The following is a 23,175-nucleotide window of genomic DNA, read 5'->3' as shown; positions in this document are numbered from 1 at the left end:
AAGGCCGCTTTTTCACAAAAGCGGCCTGTCCGAAGTAGCTAAAGACCGGCAAAAATCGCTTAAGTTCCGCATAAAAAACAGTAACTTGCAGAATTGTATACAAGTCGTGTTATTCGTCGGAATTCGATTGTCAGCCTTGTTACACCACTTCAGGATCGCGCCGTCATCCCTTTGAGGCTCCTCTATGAAGTTCTCCTCGATTCTCTTGTTGTCCCTTGGCCTGGTCAGTGGTTTTGCATCTGCTGGAGGCACCACCGAAGCAGGTGTGGGCGGCGCATTGGGCGGGGTTCTTGGCTCGGTCGTCGGTCAGTCTTTAGGCGGCAGCACAGGTTCAACCATTGGCGCAGCCCTGGGCGGCGCGGGTGGTAGCGCGGTCGGCGCCAACAAACACAGCCGTGGCGAAGCGGCCATTGGCGGTGCGTTGGGCGCAGCCGGCGGTAACGTGGTTGGTCGCAGCATGGGCGGCACCACGGGCAGCCTGATCGGCGCCGCAGCAGGTGGCGGTGCCGGTGGCGCGCTGGGCAATTACATGGGCAACAAGAGCAATGAAGACGATCGTCGTTACGATCGTGGTCGCGACGACCACCGCGGTCGCGGCCATGCCTACGGCCATCGCAAGCATCATCGGTATTACAACCACCGCTGATTGCCAAGCCTTGCGGGCAACGGATCAAAAGATCGCAGCCTGCGGCAGTTCCTACAGTCGAACCCTGTAGGAGCTGCCGCAGGCTGCGATCTCTTTTGCGTTTAGCAAACCAGCAAACGTTCCAGCGCCTGGCGCAACTGGCCGGGAATCGGCACCGGTTGATTGGTCGCCCGATCCACAAACACATGGACGAAACGTCCCGCCGCACACGCCTCGCTTTCGCCAGCCTTGAACACCGCCAGTTCATATTGCACCGAACTGTTGCCCAGCTTGCCGAGCCGCAGACCGACCTCGATCTGATCCGGGAACGCGATCGAGGCGAAATAATCGCAAGATGAACTCACGACGAACCCCACTACCTCGCCATCGTGGATATCCAGGCCACCGACCTGAATCAAGTAAGTGTTCACCGCGGTATCGAAAAAGCTGTAGTAGGTAACGTTGTTGATGTGTCCATAAGCATCGTTGTCGTGCCAGCGGGTGGTGATCGGCTGGAAATGCGGGTAATCGGTGCGTTGCGGCATGGTGCTGGACATCGGTGTCGATTCCTTGAGTTTCTGCCCAGTCTAAAGGTAAAAACCTTTCCCTCGCGCCGCCAACTCGCCAATCAGTGGCGCCGGCCGCCATTGATCGCCCTGTCGCGTCTCCAGCGCCAGCAAGCGCTTGTGAATGTCTGCCAGCCCCTGATCGTCCGCCCAGGCCATCGGGCCGCCTCTGTCCGCCGGGAAGCCATAGCCATTGAGGTACACCAGATCGATGTCATGCGCCGATCCGGCAATACCTTCCTGCAGAATTTTCGCACCCTCGTTGACCAGCGCCAGAAGACACCGCTCAAGGATTTCCTCGGACCCAATCTCCCGGCGCTGAAAGCCGAGGCCTTCGCTGACGCTCAATATCAGCGCATCGACCTCGGGATCATGTTCGGCCTGACGACTGCCCGGCTCATAATGGTAATAACCGTTGCCGGATTTCTGCCCGAAGCGGCCCAACTCGCACAAGCGGTTGTCGACCTGAACCTCCGGCGCATCCTGGCCCTTGCCGGCCAATTCGCGCGCACGCCATTCCAGATCAATGCCGACCACGTCGTACATGCGGAACGGCCCCATCGCGAAACCGAAGCCCTGCAACGCCGCATCGACCTGCTGTGGATAAGCGCCTTCGAGCAGCATCTTGCGCGCCTCCAACACGTACGGATGCAACATGCGATTGCCGATAAACCCGTGGCAATTACCCGATATCACACTGACCTTGCCCATACGTTTGCCGAGCGCCAGTGCCGCTTCCAGCACGGCCGGAGAAGTCTGCGCCCCGCGAACGATTTCCAGCAGCTTCATGATGTGCGCCGGGCTGAAGAAATGCAGGCCGAGTACTTGCGACGGACGCTTTGTTACAGCGGCAATCGCGTCGATATCCAGCGCCGATGTGTTGCTCGCCAACAACGCCGCAGGCTTGAGCACGCTGTCCAGTTCACGAAAGATCTTCTGCTTGAGCTCAAGATTTTCGTACACCGCTTCAATCACCAGATCGACATTACGGATCGCCGCATAATCCGCCGCTGCACGAACTCGGCCGATCCGCGCATCCGCTTCGGCCTGATCAATCCGGCCCTGGCGCACGTTGTGAGCATAAGTGTCGGCCACCGTGCCCAACGCCTGTTCAAGCATCTGTGGATTGTTATCAACCCACTGCACGGCAATGCCGGCATTCGCCAGGCACATGACGATGCCACGGCCCATGGTGCCCGCGCCGATCACGGCAGCTTGCTGAATATCGAACGATGTCTGGCTCATGTTGTTCTCTTGTTGGCGATCCGAAGACAGCCTTCACCATAGTCAGGCACCGGGCATTTTTGAAGTTTATTACCGTGATGAGCGACATTCAGCGCATGGATGAGGCTGTCAGGGCACCGCACTCCCCCTGTGGGAGCGGGCTTGCTCGCGAAAACGGAGTGTCATGCATGGATATTTCAACTGACATGACGCCTTCGCGAGCAAGCCCGCTCCCACAGGGTTTGTACTTACTCGGGCAGATGATTGTCAGCCCAACCGCGAACCTCGGCGTACGGATACTCCTCCAGCGCCCCATACCCCGAGATCGTTCGCGCCTTTAACCTGGTAAACAACGGCACACTGATCCCGCACAGAAACCGCGTCAGGCGCTCCGCCGTCGGCACACTACCGGTGTGCTGTTCGTGCCTGTGGATAAAATCACCGCACAGCGCTGCGAAGTTTTTATCCACAAGCGCTGGCAACTCGGGAGGGGCCGGAAGCCGTGCGACATCACCGTGGCACACCGAACAGTGCCCGCAGCGCTCGGGTGCGTTGTGGTCGCCGAAGTATTCGGCCAGGCGATAACCCAGGCAGCGCTCAGTGCCGAACAGTTCGAGCATGGCGTGAATCCGCGCGATCTCAGTCTGCTCATGCCGGGTGAAACAGGCATGCAACTCAGCGCTTAATACAGCGCTGTCGAAATCACTGTGCAGCACGTTGTAGACCTCGGTCATCTGCTTGCTTTCAAGCTCGACCCAGCCCTTCTCCTGAAAATAATCCAGCGCCTTCACCACCCGATTGCGCTCAGCTGAATACTGCGTGTACATCGCCTCGAAATTCACCGTCGCCCAGGTGCGTGCACGGCTGGAGGTCTGGATGATGGCCGCGACAAAATCCCTGCGCTCTCCTTCGAAACGCTCAAGCAACGCTTCCGGCTCCAGCAGGTATTTGAAACGGTACTCGGCGTAATAGGCATATCGCGGAGCAATCAGGCCGCGCAGTTCCATTTGCACCAACAACGTCTTCAGCGGCAGCGTGCGAATGTTGCTCTGATCCGCCAACGGCCCGAGCAGAAATTCCCACTGCCCTTCAGGTGCGGCAGCCTGCATTTCCTCCAGCACACAACGAATCCCCTCGCGCTCCGGGGTATCGCCGTAGACGAAGTTTTCCAGCACGTTGAGGCTGTCGCGATTGGCCAGTACCAGGCAGTCCGAGGGCTGCCCGTCACGCCCGGCGCGACCGATTTCCTGACTGTAGTTCTCGATGGATTTCGGCAGGTCGAAATGCACTACATTGCGGATGTCGCTCTTGTCGATACCCATGCCGAACGCAATGGTCGCGACAATGCAATTGGACTGCCCGGCCATGAAGCGCTTCTGAATCGCCTCGCGCTGATCGTTGGGCAACCCGGCGTGATAAGCCTCGGCCTGTATGCCGTTGCGCCCCAGATGTTCAGCGATGTGCTCGGCGGTTTTCTGCAACGTGACGTAGACGATGCTCGGCTGGCCCGGACGCTCGCTCATCCACGCCACCAGACGTCGGCGTTTGTCTTGGCCGCGCACCGGCTCCACCAGCAGATTGAGATTGGGTCGGTAGAAACCGGTGGTCACAACATCCGCTTCGGCGATGGCGAATTTGGTCTGCATGTCGGCGATGACCTTCGGCGTCGCCGTGGCGGTCAGCAGCAGCGTTTGCGGGATTTTGAACTGGCGTTGATAGTCCGGCAGTTTCAGGTAGTCGGGGCGGAAGTTGTGGCCCCATTCCGAGATGCAGTGCGCCTCGTCAATCACCAGCAGAGAGATCGGCACCTGCTGCAAAAAATTGCGAAAACGCTCGTTCTTCAGGCGCTCCACCGAGATCATCAGGATCTTCAATTCACCCGAACGGGCGCGGGCCATCACATCATTGGCGTCATCGCGGCTTTGTGCCGAATCGATGCTGCCGGCACTGATGCCGTGGCGCTTGAGGAATGCCAGTTGATCCTGCATCAACGCCAACAGTGGCGAGACCACCAGGGTCAGATGTGGCAGCAACAGTGCCGGTACTTGATAGCACAGCGACTTGCCAGACCCGGTGGGGAAAATCGCTGCCGCCGAGCGCCCGGCCAGTACCGCGCTGATCGCGGCTTCCTGCCCGGGTCGAAACTGTGGATAACCGAAAACCTGTTCCAGGGTGTTGTGCATGCGCTGTCACTCCGTTGACCGCTGTGATGCCAACAGCCTAGCGGGCGATCGCAGCGCGTCGAGAAAAGGCCGGGGGTCAATTCAATACGGGATGATACAGCCAATGGCGCAAACACCTCGGTCCCCTGTGGGAGCGAACCCGTTCGCGAAGAGGCGCTGCCGAACAACACCAAAACAAACCATTCAGGGCCGCAAAACCGCCACTCGCAGTTGCTCGTTCAACATCTGCTCATGCACGCCCTGGCTCTTGCTTGCCCACAACGCATGAGCCGGGCTGATGTCACCCGTGAAGGCCGCCGCCAACTGCCGCAGTTCCGCGACACTGCGCACGCGCGGGCAGAATGGCTGTCCGTCACAGTCCTGGCTGGCGTTGCGATAGGTACTCAGCAAACGCTCCCACCACCCATCACGCACCGGTCCGATCGACTTGAGCTGCACATGCGGCACTCCCAGCCGCTGCTCAAGCCCTGCCTCGTCCAGCGCTTCGCTGGCGAGCAGGGCTTTCCCGAACATCAACACCTCGGCACGCGAGGCGGTATCGATACTGGTTTGGCTGGAGAGCGCATCGGGCCAACCGGTGCGTTCAAGGTCGGCAAACATCCAGCCGTTACCGACGTCCGACGCCAGGGCCAAACGGCAACCACTGGCCCACAGCAATAAAATCGAGGCCAAACGTAGCCACTGCATACCTAATTCCCTTTAAGTGCGTATCGGACGCTTGGAAACGCCCTACAGATTCTGGCGCGCACCATACAGACGTTTGCCAAGAAACGCCTGTGAATCCTGTGGGAAATTTCAGCGCTAGGGGTTTCACCTCGAAAAAGCCGCAAAACCTTGTAGGGCATATGCCCGATCCTCGGAAAAACCCCTACGAACTCTGTCCATCGCGGCGCTCTTGTGAGTGCTCGCCACGCACTTCTATAGTGGCCGGCGCGACTGACCACTGAATCAGCCCCGCCCAAGTGCCTTTGTAAAGGACAAGCCTGACCATGATTACCCGCTATCGCCCGTTGAAGACTTGCTACAACGAAAATCCCGTATTGGTCATCGATACTCACTCCAACCATCGCGATCTGCTTGATGCCGCTGACCAGCGACTGCGTGCCGCCAGCGATCTGCTGGAAACCCTTTACTGTTTATGTTTCAAACAGGCCGACGTGAAAGATATACCTAACATCGTCAATGCTCTTTATTTATTAGTGCAGGATGGCTGTGACTTGCTCGAAGTAGCAAAACATAAACCCCAACAACCAGACCCACACTGAAAACAACTAAAATCCAGAAACAACAGAATGCTTTAATAAACAACCAAAATAGAACTAAGTTGTTGACTCTTACTTTCACCGAGAGCAACACAATGACTGTTTTAACTATCTTTTTTTGCGGCACTGGCTCCAATAAATTCGACGTCGCCCACGAAAACTTCTGGAACGGCGAACTGATTTCCACCTTGGCTGCCAATCATACGGGTTACGAGTTTGCCGAGTGGATCGTGGTCGATGGCCCCGGCAGCGGCAACATGCAGGCCGACGATCTATTCACCAAGACCAAGGAATACGGCATGAGCGGCACCTTGTTCGGCAAGGGCTGGGAAGAAAACGTGTTGCACGCGCTCAATATCATCAAGGGCAAGTGCGACTGGCAACGCGAGCAACTGACTGAAGCCGAATACAATCGCCTGAAGGCTGCCGGCATTCCGATTGAAGATGTAAAAGCCGAGGGTTCGTGGTTTTGGCGCAAATATAATTACGGTAATCGCAGCATTACCCAGCAGCAATTACAGGAAGGAATCATCAAAACCCACCGCAAGGATGGTGTTATTCCTACTCAAGTCAATCTCGTCGGTTGGAGCCGAGGCGGCATCAGTTGCCATATGTTGGCCAATGCAATGTTCAAGGACAGTCTGCTGAAAAACATCCCGGTCAATATCTTTGCGCTTGATCCCGTGCCAGGCATTGGTAACTTTCAGGAAGAGCGCGTCAAACTCGCGGGCAATGTCAAAGAGTATGTAGCGTTCTATGCTCGTGACGAACGCTCCAAAGGTTTCAGCTGCGTCATCCCACAGACCGCTACCGGCACTAAAACCTACATCTATCCTATGGCTGGCCGCCACGCCACCATGGCCGGCAATGCCACCAGCAGCGGCGGCGTCCCGACCGGCGCCAGCGATCTGAAAGCGCTGTCCGAGCCCGGACGCATCGTGCGCCACCTCGCTGAAACCTGCCTCAAACGCTGGGGCGTACGACTGCAAAAAACGTTGAATCTGACCCAGGCCGATCTGGAAAACCTCACCAACGGCATCGCACGCGATGAAGCCAAATACAAATTGATGCACAAACTTTCCTACACCTACTTCACCGAGCTGGATCAAGGCGAACGCTACGTTTCGCTGGGCAGTAAAGGTGTACCGTTCACCAGCGTGAAGGGCGAGATCTACAAGCCGGCGACCGGCCTGGCAACCAGCTTGCTGGATATTTCGGCGTATCAGCATTTACGTTGAAAAACGAAGAAAGACCGGTAGGAACGTCCGATGAGATCTTCATCCCGTTCCTACAGGCCAAGACTCTTTGTCGCCTATCGCGGCTTGAGGGCACCTATCTATAGTCGTGACTGTCGCTGGCAAATCAGCGGCTCGGGCTTGGTCACCTGAATGGATCGTGCATACGCGTCCGCTGTATGCTGCCGGCACTCAATTGCCTGCAGTTTTATGGTGGCTGTGTTTGGGACACCTACGGGTGTGCCGGGTCTGTGCACGATCCTCACCGGTTGACCAACCCGAACACAGTCGCCTCCTGTCGCTTGGTCACGATGTGGTGGCTTCACTTGAAGCATTTGAGGATCAACAAAATGAAAACATGGAATCAATTAGCCGCTGATCGCTACCGCTCACTCGAATCCAGCCTCACCGACACCAAGCCCCTGATCATCGACACAGAGGCCAACCCGCAAGACATCCTCGAATGCGCCGTCCAGCGCCTGCGCGCCTCCAGCGACCTGCTGAAAACCCTCTACTGCCTCAGCTTCAAACAAGCCGACGTCGAAGACATTCCCCACATCACCCACGCCCTCTATCTGCTGACGCAGGATGGCTGTGACCTGCTGCAGGTCGCGCAGCAGCAGATGCTCGGCTGGAAAGCACCGGCCTGAGATTGACAATGTTCGGATCGCTCTGCCGTCTCGCCTGAGAGCGATCAATAAAAACGTGATCAAACATTGGAGCAACCATGAGCGAGTTTTTTGATGCACTGATGGAAAGCGTTCAGGAAATGGACGAGATCTTGCACGCGCAGCGCTGCAACTCGCCCCTTGTTCCGAAAATATCTGAAAAGAACACGCTGACTTTCCAGCAGAAACAAGCCTATTACGACAAGGTATACCGCTCGAATTATCTCGCCAGTTTACGCATTGAAGGCTTTGAAACGGTGCCTGCCGATGCGGTTGAGTCATTGCCTGTTCGGCAGCAAATCCTTGATCGATACCGTCACAACACTAGCTGACCCCAGAGAGTGATCTGTGGCGCTTAAGTGGCATTATTCTGGCTGTTTACATGAGAAAAATCTTGAATAATGGCAGTTAACAGGAGCCGTTATTGTCGACTCCACGCCTAGAGGCAACCTTCTACTTAAGTGCTATTATTCTGGCAGTTAAGGAAAAAAAATGAAGGAATACTGCCACATGGCCAAGAAAACAGCGCCACTTCTGCCCGCCTCCGCTCGACTGCTGTCCGAATTTGGCGAACGGCTGAAGCTGGCTCGTCTGCGCCGCAAGCTGACGGCAAAGCAGGTCGCTGAACGGTCAGGCATGTCGCTGACCACCTTGCGCAATCTGGAGTCAGGCGAATCAGGAGTAACCATCGGCGCTTATCTGTCGGTCATGCAGGTGCTGGGCCTGGAAAAGGATCTGAATCAGCTTGCCGCGACCGATGAAATGGGCCGACAGCTACAGGATGCTCAGTTAATGCCTGCATCAAGATCCCCAATCAAAAAGCCACAGCGAGTACGCGGAGTCAGCGCGTTAAAAAAAGCTGCATCCGATCACAGCGAGACTTCAAGCGTCATCGATGCCGCTACTACAACAAAACTTCCGGACGATTTTCCAATCAACACGCACACTCTCTCCAATCTGTTGAAGAAGAAAAAGCCAGGCTCCACGACAGGTGAAAAATGACGCTGATCGCTGTTTATGCAGATTGGGAATCGTTGAACGGCGCCAGGCGTCTCGGCTTCCTGCATGCCCGTAAGACACGCAACACCAACGTATTCGAGTTTGAATACGATCCCGTAGCGCTGGCCGACCCCGAGTTAAGCTTCACACAGCTGGACCCACGAATCGGACTTTTTCAAGGACGTCAGTTTCCTGGTCAACATCAGACTCGTTTTGGCGTCTTCGCTGACTCAAGCCCTGATCGTTGGGGCCAACTGTTAATGAAGCGGCGCCTGGAGAGGGATATCCGCGACGGTTTGATTCCCAAGGGCAGCAAGCTATTCGAGTCTGACTATCTCCTTGGCGTGCATGACCAGTTCCGCGTCGGCGCCATCCGCTACAAGCTCAACGACGAGGGTAATTTTCTCGACGATCGCGATGGCGTTGCTGCCCCACCCTTTGTTGAATTACGCGCGCTGGAACAGGCGAGTCTGGCCTTGGAAAACGACACGGACAATACCGCACTCGATGGCCGCGAATGGCTAAGAATGCTCATCGCGCCGGGTGGCTCACTGGGCGGCGCCAGACCAAAAGCCAGTGTGGTCGACGAGCATGGCCAACTGTGGATCGCCAAGTTTCCCAGTACGCGAGACGACTACGATGTAGGTGGCTGGGAAATGCTGGTGAACGCCTTGGCGGTCAACTGCGGGCTACGTGTCGCAACCGGCATGGCACGACGTTACGCGAGCGACCACCACTGTTTTCTGATCAAACGCTTCGACCGAACCGAACGCGGTGGGCGCCACCACTTCGCCTCAGCCATGACCCTGACCAACCGCACCGACGGCGACGACGCTTCAACAGGCGCCAGCTACCTTGAGTTGGCGGAAGTACTCATGGAACACGGTTCGGAGCCCAATGCAGACCTTCGCGAGTTATGGTCGAGAATCGTCTTCAACATCCTGGTATCCAACACCGACGACCACCTGCGTAATCACGGATTTATTCTGGATCCCGGTCGGGGATGGCGCTTGTCGGCAGCGTATGACATGAATCCCGTAGCGCATGCAGATGGGTTGAAGCTGAACATCACTGATGCTGACAACGCGTTGGATCTGGAGCTGGCGAGGGAAGTGGCGGGGTATTTTCGAGTGAGCTCGATACATGCAGAAGAAATAATTGAGCACTTTAAATCCGAGATCAGCAACTGGCCGGAAGTAGCACGTGTATTGGGACTATCCAAGCGTGAACAGGACCTTATGGCAACAGCGTTTAGTGCCCTTTAATGACCACAAAAAAAGCCGCCCCTGGAGGCGGCTTCTTACTTCACAACGAACCAATCTTACAACTTAGGACCCGCAGCCTTGATCGCGTCGCTCACTTCGAACTTCTTGAAGTTCTCGATGAACAGACCGGCCAGGGCCTTGGCCGCTTCGTCGTAGGCAGCCTTGTCAGCCCAGGTGTTGCGTGGGTTGAGCAGGTTGGTTTCAACGCCCGGTACGGCCAATGGCACGTCGAGGTTGATGGTGTCCAGGTGCTCGGTGGCGGCACCGATCAGCGCGCCGCTCTGGATTGCAGCGATCACCGCACGGGTGGTCGGGATGTTGAAGCGTTTGCCGACGCCGTAGCCACCGCCGGTCCAGCCGGTGTTGACCAGGTAGACCTTGGAGCCGAAGCCGCGGATGCGCTTGATCAGCAGTTCTGCGTATTCGCCAGCCGGACGCGGGAAGAACGGCGCGCCGAAGCAGGTGGAGAAGGTCGACTTGATGCCGCTGCCCGAACCCATTTCAGTCGAGCCCACCAGCGCGGTGTAGCCGGACAGGAAGTGGTAGGCCGCTTGTTCTTCGTTGAGGATCGACACTGGCGGCAGCACGCCGGTCAGGTCGCAGGTCAGGAAGATCACAGCGTTTGGCTCGCCGCCCAGGTTCTGCTCGGAACGCTTGGCAACGTGCTCCAGCGGGTAGGCCGCGCGGCTGTTCTGGGTCAGGCTGACATCGGTGTAGTCGGCGTGTTTGGCGTCGTCGATGACCACGTTTTCCAGCACCGCGCCGTGTTTGATGGCTTTCCAGATGACCGGCTCGTTCTTCTCGGACAAGTCGATGCACTTGGCATAGCAGCCACCTTCGATATTGAAGACAACGCCTTCGCCCCAGCCGTGTTCGTCGTCACCGATCAGGTAACGGCTTTCGTCGGCCGACAGGGTGGTTTTACCGGTGCCCGACAGACCGAAGAACAGGGTCACGTCGCCTTCTTCGCCGATGTTGGCAGCGCAGTGCATTGGCAGCACGTCAGCGGCCGGCAGCAGGAAGTTCTGCACGGAGAACATGGCTTTCTTCATCTCACCGGCGTAACGCATGCCGGCGATCAGCACTTTTTTCTGCGCGAAGTTGATGATCACGCAACCGTCGGAGTTGGTGCCGTCACGCTCTGGTACGCACTCGAAGTTGGCCACGTTGAGCACTTGCCACTCGTCACGACCGGCCGGGTTGTACTGGGCCGGGTTGATGAACAGGCAACGACCGAACAGGTTCTGCCAGGCAGTCTGGGTGGTCATTTTCACGGCCAGGTAGTGATCTTCAGCCGCACCTACATGCACATGGGAAACAAAGTGCTCTTGCGCGTTGTTGAACGCCTCGACACGAGCCCACAGCGCGTCGAACTTGTCGGCCGGGAACTTGCGGTTGATCGGGCCCCAGGCGATAGCGGCCTGGGTGGAAGGCTCTTCAACGATGAAACGATCGACTGGCGAACGACCGGTACGGTGACCGGTGCGAACGACCAGAGCGCCGGTATCGGCAAGCTCGCCCTCACCGCGTTGCAGGGCTTCTTTTACCAGATCATCAACACTCAGATCGGTGTACACGGCGTTATTGGCTTGCGTCATGAGGTTCCCCGTCGGCCAGTGGCCGAGTGTGCTCCAAACGTTTTGTAGTAGAAAGTCGTGCACTACTACCGCGAAAAAAGTGGGCCGGATTATGCCAGAAAAGCCCAAAAAGAGTAGGGTCCTCCCGTCGTAACGGCGAAATTCCGTCGTTACGCAGTGAATTTACCTGCGCTGAACCGTTTTAGTGCCGGGTATCTGACGGCGTGTCGACGCCTGCGCCAGCGAACAATTGAGCAATATCGGCCGCATCGAACAGGTAACGCTGGTTGCAGAACTGGCAATCGATCTCGATTTCGCCACCGCGTTCGGCCACCAGTGCCTGCGCGTCTTCCAGACCCAGACTGACCAACGCATTGCCCGAGCGTTCCCGCGAGCAGCTGCAACGGAAGCGCAGGTTCTGCACATCGAACAGGCGCACCTGCTCTTCGTGGTAGAGGCGATGCAGCACGGTTTCGTTGTCCAGGCTGAGCAACTCATCGGCGGTCAGGGTGCTGGCCAGCGCGGTGATGTGCTGCCAACTGGCGGCGCGGTCTTCTTCGTCTTTCAGACGGTCAGCCGGCAGTTGCTGCAGCAGCATGCCACGGGCACGACGGCCGTCAGCGAACAGCTTGAAGCGCGTGCCGACCTGTTGCGACATGACGAAATAATTGGTGAAGCATTCCGACAGGGTTTCACCATCGAGGTCGACGATACCCTGGTAACGCTGGCCGATCGTCGGGTCGACGGTCAGGGTCAGGTCACCGCCCGGCATCAGGTCGGCAAGCGTGGCATCGGCCGCGATCTGCTCGGCGTTGTATCGCGCCAGACCACGGATCTCGCGCTCGCTGGAGCATTCGATCATCAGCAGCGGAATCGGGCCTTCGGAACGCGCCTGAAGAATCAGCAAGCCGTCGAACTTCAGGGTGCCCACCAGCAACGAAGCGGCCGCCATCAGTTCGCCCAGCAACTGCGCGACCGGCTCCGGGTACGGGTGCTTGGCGAGGACTTCGGCGTAGCTGCGTTCCAGCGCCACCAGTTCGCCGCGAGTGTCGCTGTCATCGAAGATGAAGCGTTGGGTGTAGTCGGTATCCGGTAGGTCGGTCATAGGTCTGGGTATCTGAATTGATGACAAAAAGGTTACAAAAGATGAAAATCCCGCGCTTTCTTCGCACCTGTTTGGTGCAAAACGTTCAGCCACGGGAGGCATTTTATGAACAATCCGGGTTTGTTCCAATCAAGGTGGAACCTCGGCCGGCTGGTTCTGTGTAACGTAGTGCCATTAGCGCTACTGGCTTTCTGGTTATGGCCTACGGGCCAGATGCTGTGTGTGATTTTCGACGAGTGGCTGTTTCGCTCACTCAATGCACCACTGGCCAGCAACCCCATATGGCTCCACATCTGGGCAATTGCAAGTCTGCGCCCGTTCGACATCGTTGTCGGACTGATTCTGCTGACGCTGCTGATCAAGGGCGACTGGGTGTTCAAGGCGATTGATGTGCGTCGCGCCTTCTTCGGTTTTTTCTCCATTCTGCTGTTGATGGTGGTGATCCGCGCGCTGTTTTCCAAATTCGCCGACTACATGGACTGGCAACACAACAGTCCGTCGATGGTGCTGGAAGGCGCGGTGCACCTGAGTGACTACTTCCCGCAACTGGAAAAAGCCTGGGAGCTGAAGGATCGCTCAAGCCAGAGCTTCCCCGGTGACCACGCTTCGGTGTTGCTGATCTGGGCGCTGTTCATGGGCGTGTTCAGCCGTTCGGTCGGGCAGTTCCTGACGGTCTGGGGCCTGGCGCTGCTGTTCATGCTGCCGCGTCTGGTGGCCGGCGCGCATTGGGGGCAGGACGATTACATCGGCGGCCTGCTGCTGGCGGTGTGGGCGTTGGGCTGGGGTTACTACACGCCGTTTGCCTGTCACGCGGCGAATTTCTGGCTGAAGGTAACGGCGCCGATTTTCGCTTTGCTGGGCAAGCTGCCGGTGGTTTCGCGGATGAGTGTGGTGTCCGCCGCCAACTGACAGTTGTGTGAAGACCTGTGGCGAGGGAGCTTGCTCCCGCTCGGCTGCGTAGCAGTCGCTTTACCCGTCGATGCAGTTGTATTTTGAAATACGTGCTCGCCTGTACAGGGCGTCCTTCGGCCGCCAGCGGGAGCAAGCTCCCTCGCCACAAGTGTGTTCGTCACACACTACTCGTTGCTGCTGCCACGAAACTTAAACAGATCCCGCCGCTGCTTCTTGCTCGGCTTGCCATCAGTGCTCACGCCCAACGCCCCGGCCTTGCGCATCGCCGCTGCCGCTTCACGTTTGGCAATACTCGCCTCGGTCTCGGTATACAGCGTCTGCGCCTCGGGTGCGCCGCGACGCACGATCGACAAGGCTTCGACCCTCACCGTGCGCTCTTCAAAGCCGGTACGAATCTCGAATTCATCACCAATGCGTGGCTCTTTGCCAGGCTTGCAGCGGTCACCTCGGCAATGCACCTTGCCACTCTCGATGGCCGCTTTGGCCAGGGCCCGGGTTTTATAAAAGCGCGCCGCCCACAACCACTTGTCGAGACGGACCTTGTCGTCCTCTTCGCTTTTTTGTGCCATGGAATTTCCTCATTCTGAAATATTGATGAACTGTACTACCGTTTCTGTCGTGCCATGAATTACGCCGTCCCGGATTACAATGCGCACCACCCGACACCCGCTTGAGGGGTCGGCAATCCGGGCCGTAGATATCTGTCGCCTTTTAACCATTATTCTGCGTGAATACCGCGAATTCGGCCGTACGCGGCCCGAGCGGTTTCTGCCGGTTGAGTACCTTTGAAGACATTTGACCATTTGACCGTTGTCGGTCTGCGCGAGTGGGTGGCGCTCCCTGATCTGGGAGTCGCGGGCCTGCGGGCGAAAATCGACACCGGCGCCAGCACCTCCAGCCTGCATGCCACCGACATCGAGCCGTTCGAACGCGACGGCGAGAAGTGGGTGCGCTTCACCGCGCACCTGGGCACGGTGGTGCAGTTGCGTCACCGGCGCTGCGAAGCACCGCTGGTGACGCGAAAAACCATTAAAAGCTCCAACGGCCAGGCCCAGGTGCGCTATGTGATCAGCACCACCCTGGCCCTCGGTGATCGGGTCTGGGCAGTCGAGTTCACCCTCGCCTGCCGCAAGTCCATGCGCTATCGCCTGTTGCTCGGTTCCAAAGCCCTGATCGACGGCCAGCTGGTGGTCAATCCGGGCATCAAGTATGTACAAGACAAGCCGGTGTTCCCGGTATCTACCTCCTCCACAGGTGTTGCATGAAGATCGCTGTGCTGTCGCGGAATCCGCGTCTGTATTCCACCCGTCGTCTGGTCGAAGCCGGCACCGAACGCGGGCATGAAATGGTAGTGGTCGACACCCTGCGCGCCTACATGAACATCGCCAGCCACAAGCCGCAAATCCACTATCGCGGCAAGCCGCTGGAAGGCTTCGACGCGGTGATCCCGCGGATCGGTGCGTCGGTGACGTTCTACGGTTGCGCCGTGTTGCGCCAGTTCGAAATGATGGGCGTGTTTCCGCTCAACGAGTCCGTAGCCATCGCCCGTTCGCGGGACAAACTGCGTTCGCTGCAACTGCTGTCGCGCCGCGGCATCGGCCTGCCGGTAACCGGCTTCGCCCACTCGCCGGATGACATTCCCGACCTGATCGACATGGTCAACGGCGCGCCGCTGGTGATCAAAGTGCTGGAAGGCACCCAGGGTATCGGCGTGGTGCTGTGCGAAACCGCGACCGCGGCCGAATCGGTGATCGAGGCGTTCATGGGCCTGAAGCAGAACATCATGGTCCAGGAATACATCAAGGAAGCCGGCGGTGCCGACATCCGCTGCTTCGTGGTCGGCGACAAGGTGATCGCGGCCATGAAACGTCAGGCCAAGCCGGGCGAGTTCCGCTCCAACCTGCACCGCGGCGGCAGCGCCAGCCTGATCAAGATCACCCCGGAGGAACGCATGACCGCGTTGCGTGCCGCCAAGGTCATGGGCCTGGCGGTGGCGGGCGTGGATATTCTGCGTTCGAATCACGGGCCGCTGGTGATGGAAGTGAACTCGTCGCCGGGGCTGGAAGGGATCGAGACCACCACCGGCAAGAACGTGGCGGGGATCATCATCGAACACCTTGAGAAGAATGGCGGGCCGAATATGACTCGGACCAAAGGCAAGGGTTAACCCCTCAGAAATGTGGTGGCTGGGCGGCCGCGTTCGCGAGCAAGCCCGCTCCCACATTTTGGCATGCGTTCCGCTGTGGGAGCGGGCTTGCTCGCGAAGAGGCCATCAGCCCCACTGAATATCTCGGCTGTCAGACGGCATCCCGCGGCAACATCAACCCCAACGGCAATCGCACTCGCGCCTCCAGTCCGCCCCCGGAGCGGTTGCGCAACTCGACATTGCCGCCATGCATCGAAGCAATCCGCTTCACGATCGCCAGGCCCAACCCCGTACCTTTGCCGCCCCGGGCACGGTCGCCACGGGTGAACGGGTTGAAGATCGCTTCCAGCTCCGACGGATCGATCCCAGCGCCACGGTCCATCACGCTCAGCACCACGTACGGTGCGCTGGTATCGCCGGACACATAAGCCGCAACCTCGACGCCGCTGCCGGCGTGATTCAAGGCGTTGCCGATCAGGTTGTTCAGCAGGCGCTTCATCGACACCCGGCGTAGTGGAAACGGCTGGATCGGCTCCAGACGCAAGCGCACCTTCTCTTCGTTCTGGTTGTACGGTGCGGCCACCTCACGCACCAGATCGCTCAGGTCCACCTCTTCCACCGACTCGTCGCGACCATCGCGAATGAACGCGAGGAACTGGTCGAGAATCGCGTCCATGTCTTCGATGTCGCGTACCATGTCGTCGGTCAAATCGTTGCGATCGCCCATCAGCTCCAGCGACAGCCGCAAGCGGGTCAGCGGCGTGCGCAAGTCATGCGACACCCCCGCCAGCATCAACTCACGCTCACGGCCGGCCTGCTCGACGTCTTCGGCCATCTGATTGAAGGCGCGATACACCTCGGTCATCTCGCTGGGTGTGTCGCTGATCGGCAGGCGCACGCTGCGACCCTGACCGAGTTGCCGCGCGGCATATACCAGACGTTTCAACGGCTGGTTGAGTTGGCTGACGAAAATCCATGCCGAGGCGGTGGACAGCAAACCGATGGCGAGGAACCAGCCGAGCACGTTCCAGATTTTCTGCCCGCGCAGCGGATGCGGGTACAGCGGCACTTTCAGCCAACCGTCGCCGAGGCTTGGCGCACGCACCCACAGCGCCGGCGGCGAGTGCATGCGCAAACGCACTTCGGTGTCGGCGCCCAGCTCCGCCTGCATCTGCCGCTGATAGATTTCACTGTACGGCCAGTGCTGCTCGCCCTCCGGCACCCCGGCGCCGACCACCCGGATCAGGGTCGCGGCATCGGCGATCTTCGCGCGATTTTCTTCATCGGCCGCCCAATAGGCGCGCAGCGTCAGGGCGACGCCGTGGCTGTACTGACGATCCACCAGCACGTCCTCGTTCATCAACAGATAAACCAGGGTCAGTGCCTTGGAAAACAGCACGACGATGAGCACCAGCCAAAGGGTGCGGGAGAAAAAACTTTGGGGGAACCAGACGGGGGTTTTCATCGATAACCGTTAAACACTTGCAGGAGCGAGCAATGCTCGCATATTGCGGATTGCGAGTCTGCGTAGAGGGTCGATCAACCCGATGCGCAGACCCGCTCCTACAAATCGCCGATCACTTGGTGGCGGCGCCGTCCGGTACGAACACGTAGCCCACACCCCAGACAGTCTGGATATAGCGTGGTTTCGACGGATCCGGCTCGATCATCCGGCGCAGACGGGAAATCTGCACGTCGATGGAACGCTCCAGGGCATCCCACTCGCGGCCACGGGCCAGGTTCATCAGTTTGTCGCGGGTCAGCGGCTGACGCGCGTTCATCACCAATGCCTTGAGTACCGCAAACTCACCGGTGGTGAGCATGTGCACTTCTTCGCCACGTTTCAGTTCGCGGGTCGCCAGCGACAGCACGTAATCGCCGAAGGTGACATTTTCGTCTTCGCTGCCCGGCGCGCCCGGCACCGGTGCGGCCTGACGACGCAGAACCGCTTTGACCCGAGCCATCAGCTCGTCCGGGTTGAACGGCTTGGCCAGATAGTCATCGGCGCCCAGTTCCAGGCCCTTGATGCGGCTCATCTCATCGCCTTTGGCGGTGAGCATGATGATCGGAATCTGATTGTTCGCCGCCCGCAGGCGACGGCAGGCGGTCAGGCCGTCTTCGCCCGGCAGCATCAGGTCGAGGACGACCAGATTGAATACTTCACGCGACAGCAGACGATCCATTTGCTCGGTGTTCGGTACGGCACGGGCACGGTAGCCCTTGCTGACGAAGAAACGTTCCAGCAGGCTGCTCAGCCCCGGATCGTCGTCAACAATAAGAATTTTTTCGCCTTCAGCATTGTTTGCAGTGCTGCTCATTGGATGCTCCTTTTAGCTCGGCGCGCATTATGGCGTAGCTGCCGTTATACGCACCGTATGCATTGTTAGCAGATTTTTCCTTCACTGCCAGAAAACCGGGGTTTATGCCTACAGACTGCTACACCCCCGAATGACAGAACGCTGGTTATAATGCGCGGCGTTTTGTGCCAGGCAACGTCTGAATCGTTACCGCAGGTGGCCGGGCTTTTTTCCCGGTGGCCGCAGTAATGGTTCGATTTCACGGGTCAATGGGCTGCCTTTTGACCCAGGCAGCGGCAATTTTCTAGCCGCTCAACCAGACTCCGGGCCTTTATTTCCGTGCCTGCGAGCCTGCTTTCACAATATGTCAGGTGGTTTTATGGACAGCATCAACAGCCGCATCGCCGAGGAACTCGGCGTACGCCCGCAACAGGTCGAAGCGGCCGTCGCGCTACTCGATGAAGGCTCTACCGTTCCCTTCATCGCCCGTTACCGGAAAGAAGTCACCGGCAGCCTCGATGACACCCAGTTGCGTCATCTGGAAGAGCGTCTGCGCTACCTGCGAGAACTCGACGAACGGCGCATCAGCATCCTCGCCAGCATCCAGGAGCAGGGCAAACTCACCCCGGCCCTTGAGCGCGACATCAAGCTCGCCGACACCAAGACCCGCCTCGAAGACTTGTACCTGCCGTACAAGCAGAAGCGCCGCACCAAGGGCCAGATTGCCCTGGAAGCCGGCCTCGGCGAGCTGGCCGACGGCCTGTTCAACGACCCGAACCTGACGCCGGAAACCGAAGCCGCCCGCTTCGTCGACGCCGAAAAAGGCGTGGCCGACGTCAAGGCTGCGCTGGAAGGCGCCAAATACATCCTCATGGAGCGCTTCGCCGAAGACGCCAGCCTGCTGGAAAAGCTGCGTAACTTCCTCAAGCAGGAAGCGACCATCAGCGCCCGCGTGATCGCCGGCAAGGAAGAAGAAGGCGCGAAGTTCCGCGACTACTTCGAACACGACGAGCCGCTGAAAAGCATGCCGTCGCACCGCGCACTCGCCATTTTCCGTGGCCGCAACGAAGGCATCCTCAGCTCTGCGCTGAAAGTCGGCGACGAACTGCCGGGCACCATGCACCCGTGCGAAGGCATGATCGGCCAGCAATTCGGCATCCAGAACCAGAACCGCCCCGCCGACAAATGGCTCGGCGAAGTGGTGCGCTGGACCTGGAAGGTCAAGCTTTACACCCACCTCGAAACCGACCTGCTCGGCGAACTGCGCGACAGTGCCGAAACCGAGGCGATCAACGTCTTCGCCCATAACCTGCACGACCTGTTGCTGGCCGCTCCGGCCGGCCCGCGCGCCACCCTGGGCCTCGACCCGGGCCTGCGTACCGGCTGCAAGGTCGCGGTGGTCGACTCCACCGGCAAACTGCTCGATCACGCCACGGTTTACCCGCACGTGCCGCACAACAAGTGGGATCAGACCATCGCGATTCTGGCCGCCCTGTGCGCCAAGCACTCGGTTGACCTGATCGCCATCGGCAACGGCACCGCCAGCCGTGAAACCGACAAACTGGCGATCGAGCTGATCAAAAAATACCCAGCGATGAAGATGACCAAGGTCATGGTCTCCGAGGCCGGTGCATCGGTGTACTCGGCATCGGAACTGGCGGCCAAGGAATTCCCGGACCTGGACGTGTCGATCCGTGGTGCGGTGTCGATTGCTCGCCGCTTGCAGGATCCGCTCGCCGAACTGGTGAAGATCGATCCGAAATCCATCGGTGTCGGCCAGTACCAGCATGACGTGTCGCAACTGAAACTGGCGCGCGGTCTGGACGCGGTGGTCGAGGACTGTGTGAACGCTGTCGGCGTCGATGTGAACACCGCTTCGGTAGCGCTGCTGGCGCGGATCTCCGGCCTCAACGCGACTTTGGCGCAGAACATCGTCGCTCACCGCGACGAACACGGTGCGTTCAAGACCCGCGCAGCGCTGAAGAAAGTCGCGCGTCTGGGCGAGAAAACCTTCGAACAGGCTGCAGGTTTCCTGCGCGTGATGAACGGCGACAACCCGCTGGACTCTTCCGCTGTTCACCCGGAAGCCTATCCGCTGGTGCAGCGTATTGCCGCTGAAACCGATCGCGACATTCGCTCGCTGATCGGCGACGCCGCGTTCCTCAAGCGTCTGGATCCGAAGAAATTCACCGACGAAACCTTCGGTCTGCCAACCGTCACCGACATTCTGCAAGAACTGGAAAAACCGGGTCGCGACCCGCGTCCGGAGTTCAAGACTGCCGAGTTCCAGGAAGGCGTCGAAGACCTGAAAGACCTGCAACTGGGGATGATCCTCGAAGGCGTCGTCACCAACGTGACCGCGTTCGGTGCATTCGTCGACATCGGCGTGCATCAGGACGGTCTGGTGCATATCTCGGCGCTGTCGGAGAAGTTCATCAAGGACCCACGCGAAGCGGTGAAGGCCGGTGACGTGGTGAAAGTGAAGGTCATGGAAGTCGATATCCCGCGCAAACGCGTCGGTCTGTCGATGCGCATGAGCGACACTCCTGGCGAGAAAATCGACGGCGCCCGTGGTTCGCGTCCAGGCTCGGCACCGCGCCAGTCTTCGGGCAACGCGCCACGCAAGGAAACGGCCACAGCCGCTCCGGCGAACAACGCCATGGCCTCGCTGTTCGCCAACGCCAAGCAGTTGAAGAAACGCTGATGGAAGTTCCGGCCGGGCTCGTCGAGAGCGCGTTTTTCAAGCTGTTGGGCTGCCGCCTGCACAGCCTGGAGACCGGGGTGGCGCAAGTCGCCCTGGTGCTGGAACCGCAACTGCGCAATCGCGGCGGCAAGTTGCACGGTGGCGCGCTGTTCAGTCTGGTCGATATCGCCATGGGGCTGGCCTGTTCCAGCACCCACGGCTTCGATCAGCAGAGCGCGACCATCGAGTGCAAGATCAACTACATCCGCGCCGTATCCGACGGTGAGGTGCTGTGCACGGCGCGGGTCATCCACCCGGGCCGCCGCACTTTGGTGGTCGAGGCCGACGTGATGCAGGGCGACAAACTGGTCGCAAAAGCGCAAGGCACGTTCGCTGTCCTGTAGATGTTGTTCATCATTTTGAGTTAATTTCGGCGCAACGAACCTTGTGGGAGCGAGCTTGCTCGCGAAGGCGGTGTATCAGGCAACCGAAATGTTGACTGATAAACCCTCTTCGCGAGCAAGCTCGCTCCCACAGGGATTGTGCAGTTCCTGACTGACCGGCAAATGGCCTGCCGCTACAAAACCAGGCGAAAACGCCAGTTTCAACTTCACCCTTGTAGACCGTCCTGCCCACCCCCATATTGGGGCGACTGACGCGTGAAGGAATCCAAATTGAGCGAACTTCTCAACCGCCGCCTGGCTCTGCTCGGCGAGCGCGCCAACCTCTCTCTGCTCGAACAGTGCCTCCACGGTATCGAACGTGAATGCCTGCGCGTGACCAGTGAAGGTCGTCTGGCGCAAACGCCGCACCCGGAAGCCTTGGGTTCCGCGCTGACCAATGAACAGATCACCACCGACTACTCCGAGTCGCTGCTGGAATTCATCACCCCCGCCCTGCCCGATCCGGCCGATACGCTGGCGAGCCTCGACAAGATTCATCGCTTTGCCTACAGCAAGCTCGGCAACGAGTACCTGTGGAGTCCATCGATGCCGTGCCCGTTGCCGGCCGAGGAAGACATCCCGATCGCCTATTACGGCACGTCCAACATCGGTCAGCTCAAGTACGTTTACCGCAAGGGCCTGGCCCTGCGGTACGGCAAGACCATGCAGTGCATCGCCGGGATTCACTACAACTTTTCCCTGCCGGAAAAGCTCTGGCCGCTGCTGCGCGAGGCCGAGGGTTTTGTCGGCACCGACCGCGACTTCCAGTCATCCTCGTATATAGCGCTGATACGTAACTTCCGCCGCTACAGCTGGCTGCTGATGTACCTGTTCGGGGCTTCGCCGGCGCTGGATGCCGGTTTCCTCCGTGGGCGCTCGCATCAACTGGAACAGCTCGATCCGGATACTTTGTATCTGCCGTACGCCACCAGCCTGCGCATGAGCGACCTTGGTTACCAAAGCAACGCCCAGGCCGGCCTGACGCCTTGCTACAACGATCTGACGAGCTACACCGACAGCCTGCGCAAGGCCGTCGCCACGCCGTACGCGCCGTACGTTGAGGTCGGCACGCACAAGGATGGCGAGTGGGTACAGCTCAACACCAACATCCTGCAGATCGAAAACGAGTACTACTCCAACATCCGTCCGAAACGCGTGACCTACACCGGCGAACGGCCGATCCAGGCCCTGATGGCCCGTGGCATTCAGTACGTCGAAGTGCGCTGCCTGGACATCAACCCGTTCCTGCCGATGGGCATCGACCTTACCGAGTCGCGCTTCCTTGACGCGTTCCTGCTGTACTGCGCGCTGAACGACAGTCCGCTGCTGACCAGCAATTCCTGCAGCAACGCCACCTCGAACTTCCTCAGCGTGGTCAAGGAAGGCCGCCGTCCGGGGCTGCAATTGCAGCGTGACGGCGAAGCGGTCGAGCTGAAGGTTTGGGCAGCCGAGCTGCTGGAAAAAATCGCCCCGCTGGCGGCCCTGCTCGATCAGAGCCATGGCGGCGACGCGCACAGCAAGGCGCTGGACGCGCAACTGGCCAAGGTCAAGGATTCGTCCCTGACCCCTTCGGCCCAGGTGCTGGCGGCGATGGCCGAGCACAAGGAGAGCTTCGCGCAATTCTCCCTGCGTCAGAGCCAGACGCATGCCGAGTTCTTCCGCAGCGAGCCGTTGGCAGCGGATGAGCAGGCGAAGTTTGAGGAGCTGGCACGTTCGTCGCTGGCGCAACAGGCAGAGCTTGAGCAGAACGAAGTCGGCGATTTCGATGTGTTTGTCGGGTCGTATCAGGCGAGCATTCTGGCCATCAGTAACTAACCACTATTCCCTGTGGCGAGGGAGCTTGCTCCCGCTCGGCTGCGCAGCAGTCGCAATTTCAGTCCCCCGGTGCATAAGAAGCACCGTGATGAATTGATATTGGAGTCCTTCGGCCTCCAGCGGGAGCAAGCTCCCTCGCCACAATGACCTCACCAGCAATCCCTCACGCC

The 23,175-nt window shown here is 59.0% G+C and carries 22 protein-coding genes; 13 read left to right on the top strand and 9 right to left on the bottom strand.

Annotation, left to right across the window (positions count from 1 at the left end; genetic code table 11):
* The first annotated feature begins 184 nt into the window (after window positions 1–184).
* Window positions 185–646, top strand: a complete 462-nt coding sequence (locus ACVHNU_RS26465) for a glycine zipper domain-containing protein (protein ID WP_473018597.1) — start codon at window positions 185–187, stop codon at window positions 644–646.
* Window positions 647–747: 101 nt separating this feature from the next.
* On the opposite strand, the gene ACVHNU_RS26460 is transcribed toward ACVHNU_RS26465, so the two are convergent.
* The 4 genes from ACVHNU_RS26460 to ACVHNU_RS26445 form a co-directional block, all read right to left on the bottom strand.
* Window positions 748–1,182: an acyl-CoA thioesterase gene (locus ACVHNU_RS26460; protein ID WP_473018596.1), complete on the bottom strand. Its 435-nt coding sequence runs from the start codon at window positions 1,180–1,182 to the stop codon at window positions 748–750.
* 30 nt (window positions 1,183–1,212) lie between these two features.
* Window positions 1,213–2,436 carry a 3-hydroxyacyl-CoA dehydrogenase gene (locus tag ACVHNU_RS26455; RefSeq protein ID WP_473018595.1) on the bottom strand — a complete coding sequence of 408 codons (1,224 nt, stop codon included), beginning with the start codon at window positions 2,434–2,436 and terminating at the stop codon, window positions 1,213–1,215.
* A 227-nt stretch (window positions 2,437–2,663) separates the two neighbouring features.
* The gene (locus ACVHNU_RS26450; RefSeq protein ID WP_473018594.1) at window positions 2,664–4,598 is read right to left on the bottom strand and encodes a RecQ family ATP-dependent DNA helicase; all 1,935 of its coding nucleotides are present in this window, start codon (window positions 4,596–4,598) and stop codon (window positions 2,664–2,666) included.
* 183 nt (window positions 4,599–4,781) lie between these two features.
* Entirely contained in the window at window positions 4,782–5,285 is a 504-nt protein-coding gene (locus ACVHNU_RS26445) for a polysaccharide deacetylase (protein ID WP_473018593.1), read from the bottom strand.
* Window positions 5,286–5,587: 302 nt separating this feature from the next.
* On the opposite strand from ACVHNU_RS26445, the gene ACVHNU_RS26440 reads away from it, so the two are divergent.
* The 6 genes from ACVHNU_RS26440 (at window position 5,588) to ACVHNU_RS26415 (ending at window position 10,027) form a co-directional block, all read left to right on the top strand.
* The gene (locus tag ACVHNU_RS26440) at window positions 5,588–5,863 is read left to right on the top strand and encodes a hypothetical protein (protein WP_473018592.1); all 276 of its coding nucleotides are present in this window, start codon (window positions 5,588–5,590) and stop codon (window positions 5,861–5,863) included.
* Window positions 5,864–5,955: 92 nt separating this feature from the next.
* The gene (locus ACVHNU_RS26435; protein ID WP_103485306.1) at window positions 5,956–7,098 is read left to right on the top strand and encodes a hypothetical protein; all 1,143 of its coding nucleotides are present in this window, start codon (window positions 5,956–5,958) and stop codon (window positions 7,096–7,098) included.
* Between the two features lie 347 nt (window positions 7,099–7,445).
* Entirely contained in the window at window positions 7,446–7,745 is a 300-nt protein-coding gene (locus tag ACVHNU_RS26430; RefSeq protein ID WP_400508503.1) for a hypothetical protein, read from the top strand.
* Window positions 7,746–7,933: 188 nt separating this feature from the next.
* On the top strand, window positions 7,934–8,095 hold the full coding sequence (locus ACVHNU_RS26425) for a YhfG family protein (protein WP_473020102.1): 162 nt from the start codon (window positions 7,934–7,936) through the stop codon (window positions 8,093–8,095).
* 178 nt (window positions 8,096–8,273) lie between these two features.
* On the top strand, window positions 8,274–8,765 hold the full coding sequence (locus ACVHNU_RS26420) for a helix-turn-helix domain-containing protein (RefSeq protein ID WP_045122694.1): 492 nt from the start codon (window positions 8,274–8,276) through the stop codon (window positions 8,763–8,765).
* Window positions 8,762–10,027 (top strand): type II toxin-antitoxin system HipA family toxin, encoded by a 1,266-nt coding sequence (locus ACVHNU_RS26415; RefSeq protein WP_473018591.1) that lies wholly within the window; start codon window positions 8,762–8,764, stop codon window positions 10,025–10,027. The genes ACVHNU_RS26420 and ACVHNU_RS26415 overlap by 4 nt, the downstream gene beginning before the upstream one ends.
* A gap of 56 nt (window positions 10,028–10,083) precedes the next feature.
* On the opposite strand, the gene ACVHNU_RS26410 is transcribed toward ACVHNU_RS26415, so the two are convergent.
* Together ACVHNU_RS26410 and hslO are read right to left on the bottom strand one after the other, a co-directional pair.
* Window positions 10,084–11,625, bottom strand: a complete 1,542-nt coding sequence (locus tag ACVHNU_RS26410) for a phosphoenolpyruvate carboxykinase (protein WP_262143453.1) — start codon at window positions 11,623–11,625, stop codon at window positions 10,084–10,086.
* Window positions 11,626–11,806: 181 nt separating this feature from the next.
* Window positions 11,807–12,709, bottom strand: coding sequence for an Hsp33 family molecular chaperone HslO (gene hslO, locus ACVHNU_RS26405; RefSeq protein ID WP_103485310.1), 903 nt, complete (start codon window positions 12,707–12,709; stop codon window positions 11,807–11,809).
* A gap of 105 nt (window positions 12,710–12,814) precedes the next feature.
* Between hslO and ACVHNU_RS26400 the strand changes: the two genes are divergently transcribed.
* Window positions 12,815–13,618: a phosphatase PAP2 family protein gene (locus ACVHNU_RS26400; protein ID WP_003220647.1), complete on the top strand. Its 804-nt coding sequence runs from the start codon at window positions 12,815–12,817 to the stop codon at window positions 13,616–13,618.
* 167 nt (window positions 13,619–13,785) lie between these two features.
* Here the strand turns inward: ACVHNU_RS26400 and ACVHNU_RS26395 are convergent, their stop codons facing one another.
* Window positions 13,786–14,190, bottom strand: coding sequence for an RNA-binding S4 domain-containing protein (locus ACVHNU_RS26395; RefSeq protein WP_003220645.1), 405 nt, complete (start codon window positions 14,188–14,190; stop codon window positions 13,786–13,788).
* Window positions 14,191–14,406: 216 nt separating this feature from the next.
* Between ACVHNU_RS26395 and rimB the strand changes: the two genes are divergently transcribed.
* Both rimB and rimK read left to right on the top strand, forming a co-directional pair.
* The gene (gene rimB, locus ACVHNU_RS26390) at window positions 14,407–14,886 is read left to right on the top strand and encodes a retropepsin-like aspartic endopeptidase RimB (RefSeq protein ID WP_003220644.1); all 480 of its coding nucleotides are present in this window, start codon (window positions 14,407–14,409) and stop codon (window positions 14,884–14,886) included.
* On the top strand, window positions 14,883–15,788 hold the full coding sequence (gene rimK / locus ACVHNU_RS26385) for a 30S ribosomal protein S6--L-glutamate ligase (protein ID WP_003220641.1): 906 nt from the start codon (window positions 14,883–14,885) through the stop codon (window positions 15,786–15,788). Before rimB ends, rimK begins: the two co-directional genes overlap by 4 nt.
* Window positions 15,789–15,918: 130 nt before the next feature.
* Here rimK and ACVHNU_RS26380 read toward each other — a convergent pair whose 3' ends face one another.
* Complete coding sequence (locus ACVHNU_RS26380) at window positions 15,919–17,232, bottom strand: ATP-binding protein (protein WP_003220639.1); 1,314 nt, start codon at window positions 17,230–17,232, stop codon at window positions 15,919–15,921.
* Window positions 17,233–17,344: 112 nt separating this feature from the next.
* On the bottom strand, window positions 17,345–18,085 hold the full coding sequence (gene ompR / locus ACVHNU_RS26375) for an osmolarity response regulator transcription factor OmpR (protein ID WP_003220637.1): 741 nt from the start codon (window positions 18,083–18,085) through the stop codon (window positions 17,345–17,347).
* A 358-nt stretch (window positions 18,086–18,443) separates the two neighbouring features.
* On the opposite strand from ompR, the gene ACVHNU_RS26370 reads away from it, so the two are divergent.
* The 3 genes from ACVHNU_RS26370 (at window position 18,444) to gshA (ending at window position 23,005) form a co-directional block, all read left to right on the top strand.
* Window positions 18,444–20,768: a Tex family protein gene (locus tag ACVHNU_RS26370; RefSeq protein WP_473018590.1), complete on the top strand. Its 2,325-nt coding sequence runs from the start codon at window positions 18,444–18,446 to the stop codon at window positions 20,766–20,768.
* The gene (locus tag ACVHNU_RS26365) at window positions 20,768–21,151 is read left to right on the top strand and encodes a PaaI family thioesterase (RefSeq protein WP_003220635.1); all 384 of its coding nucleotides are present in this window, start codon (window positions 20,768–20,770) and stop codon (window positions 21,149–21,151) included. Before ACVHNU_RS26370 ends, ACVHNU_RS26365 begins: the two co-directional genes overlap by 1 nt.
* A 270-nt stretch (window positions 21,152–21,421) precedes the next feature.
* Window positions 21,422–23,005 carry a glutamate--cysteine ligase gene (gene gshA, locus ACVHNU_RS26360; RefSeq protein WP_473018589.1) on the top strand — a complete coding sequence of 528 codons (1,584 nt, stop codon included), beginning with the start codon at window positions 21,422–21,424 and terminating at the stop codon, window positions 23,003–23,005.
* Window positions 23,006–23,175 lie beyond the last annotated feature (170 nt).

Source organism: Pseudomonas sp. Ors-4-3C (genome assembly GCF_055755035.1).
Note: the sequence above shows the minus strand (reverse complement) of the source record. Positions and strands in the feature narration are given on the sequence as shown.

Excerpts from the sequence above, each read along its gene's own strand:
- ACVHNU_RS26440 (WP_473018592.1), top strand. The coding sequence starts at position 5,588 with ATGATTACCCGCTATCGCCCGTTGAAGACTTGCTACAACGAAAATCCC.
- rimK (WP_003220641.1), top strand. The coding sequence starts at position 14,883 with ATGAAGATCGCTGTGCTGTCGCGGAATCCGCGTCTGTATTCCACCCGT.
- ACVHNU_RS26410 (WP_262143453.1), bottom strand. The coding sequence starts at position 11,625 with ATGACGCAAGCCAATAACGCCGTGTACACCGATCTGAGTGTTGATGAT.
- ACVHNU_RS26460 (WP_473018596.1), bottom strand. The coding sequence starts at position 1,182 with ATGTCCAGCACCATGCCGCAACGCACCGATTACCCGCATTTCCAGCCG.
- ACVHNU_RS26400 (WP_003220647.1), top strand. The coding sequence starts at position 12,815 with ATGAACAATCCGGGTTTGTTCCAATCAAGGTGGAACCTCGGCCGGCTG.
- ACVHNU_RS26420 (WP_045122694.1), top strand. The coding sequence starts at position 8,274 with ATGGCCAAGAAAACAGCGCCACTTCTGCCCGCCTCCGCTCGACTGCTG.
- ACVHNU_RS26430 (WP_400508503.1), top strand. The coding sequence starts at position 7,446 with ATGAAAACATGGAATCAATTAGCCGCTGATCGCTACCGCTCACTCGAA.
- ACVHNU_RS26435 (WP_103485306.1), top strand. The coding sequence starts at position 5,956 with ATGACTGTTTTAACTATCTTTTTTTGCGGCACTGGCTCCAATAAATTC.
- ACVHNU_RS26370 (WP_473018590.1), top strand. The coding sequence starts at position 18,444 with ATGGACAGCATCAACAGCCGCATCGCCGAGGAACTCGGCGTACGCCCG.
- ACVHNU_RS26395 (WP_003220645.1), bottom strand. The coding sequence starts at position 14,190 with ATGGCACAAAAAAGCGAAGAGGACGACAAGGTCCGTCTCGACAAGTGG.
- ACVHNU_RS26465 (WP_473018597.1), top strand. The coding sequence starts at position 185 with ATGAAGTTCTCCTCGATTCTCTTGTTGTCCCTTGGCCTGGTCAGTGGT.
- ACVHNU_RS26380 (WP_003220639.1), bottom strand. The coding sequence starts at position 17,232 with ATGAAAACCCCCGTCTGGTTCCCCCAAAGTTTTTTCTCCCGCACCCTT.
- ompR (WP_003220637.1), bottom strand. The coding sequence starts at position 18,085 with ATGAGCAGCACTGCAAACAATGCTGAAGGCGAAAAAATTCTTATTGTT.
- ACVHNU_RS26445 (WP_473018593.1), bottom strand. The coding sequence starts at position 5,285 with ATGCAGTGGCTACGTTTGGCCTCGATTTTATTGCTGTGGGCCAGTGGT.
- ACVHNU_RS26455 (WP_473018595.1), bottom strand. The coding sequence starts at position 2,436 with ATGAGCCAGACATCGTTCGATATTCAGCAAGCTGCCGTGATCGGCGCG.
- ACVHNU_RS26450 (WP_473018594.1), bottom strand. The coding sequence starts at position 4,598 with ATGCACAACACCCTGGAACAGGTTTTCGGTTATCCACAGTTTCGACCC.
- ACVHNU_RS26365 (WP_003220635.1), top strand. The coding sequence starts at position 20,768 with ATGGAAGTTCCGGCCGGGCTCGTCGAGAGCGCGTTTTTCAAGCTGTTG.
- hslO (WP_103485310.1), bottom strand. The coding sequence starts at position 12,709 with ATGACCGACCTACCGGATACCGACTACACCCAACGCTTCATCTTCGAT.
- ACVHNU_RS26415 (WP_473018591.1), top strand. The coding sequence starts at position 8,762 with ATGACGCTGATCGCTGTTTATGCAGATTGGGAATCGTTGAACGGCGCC.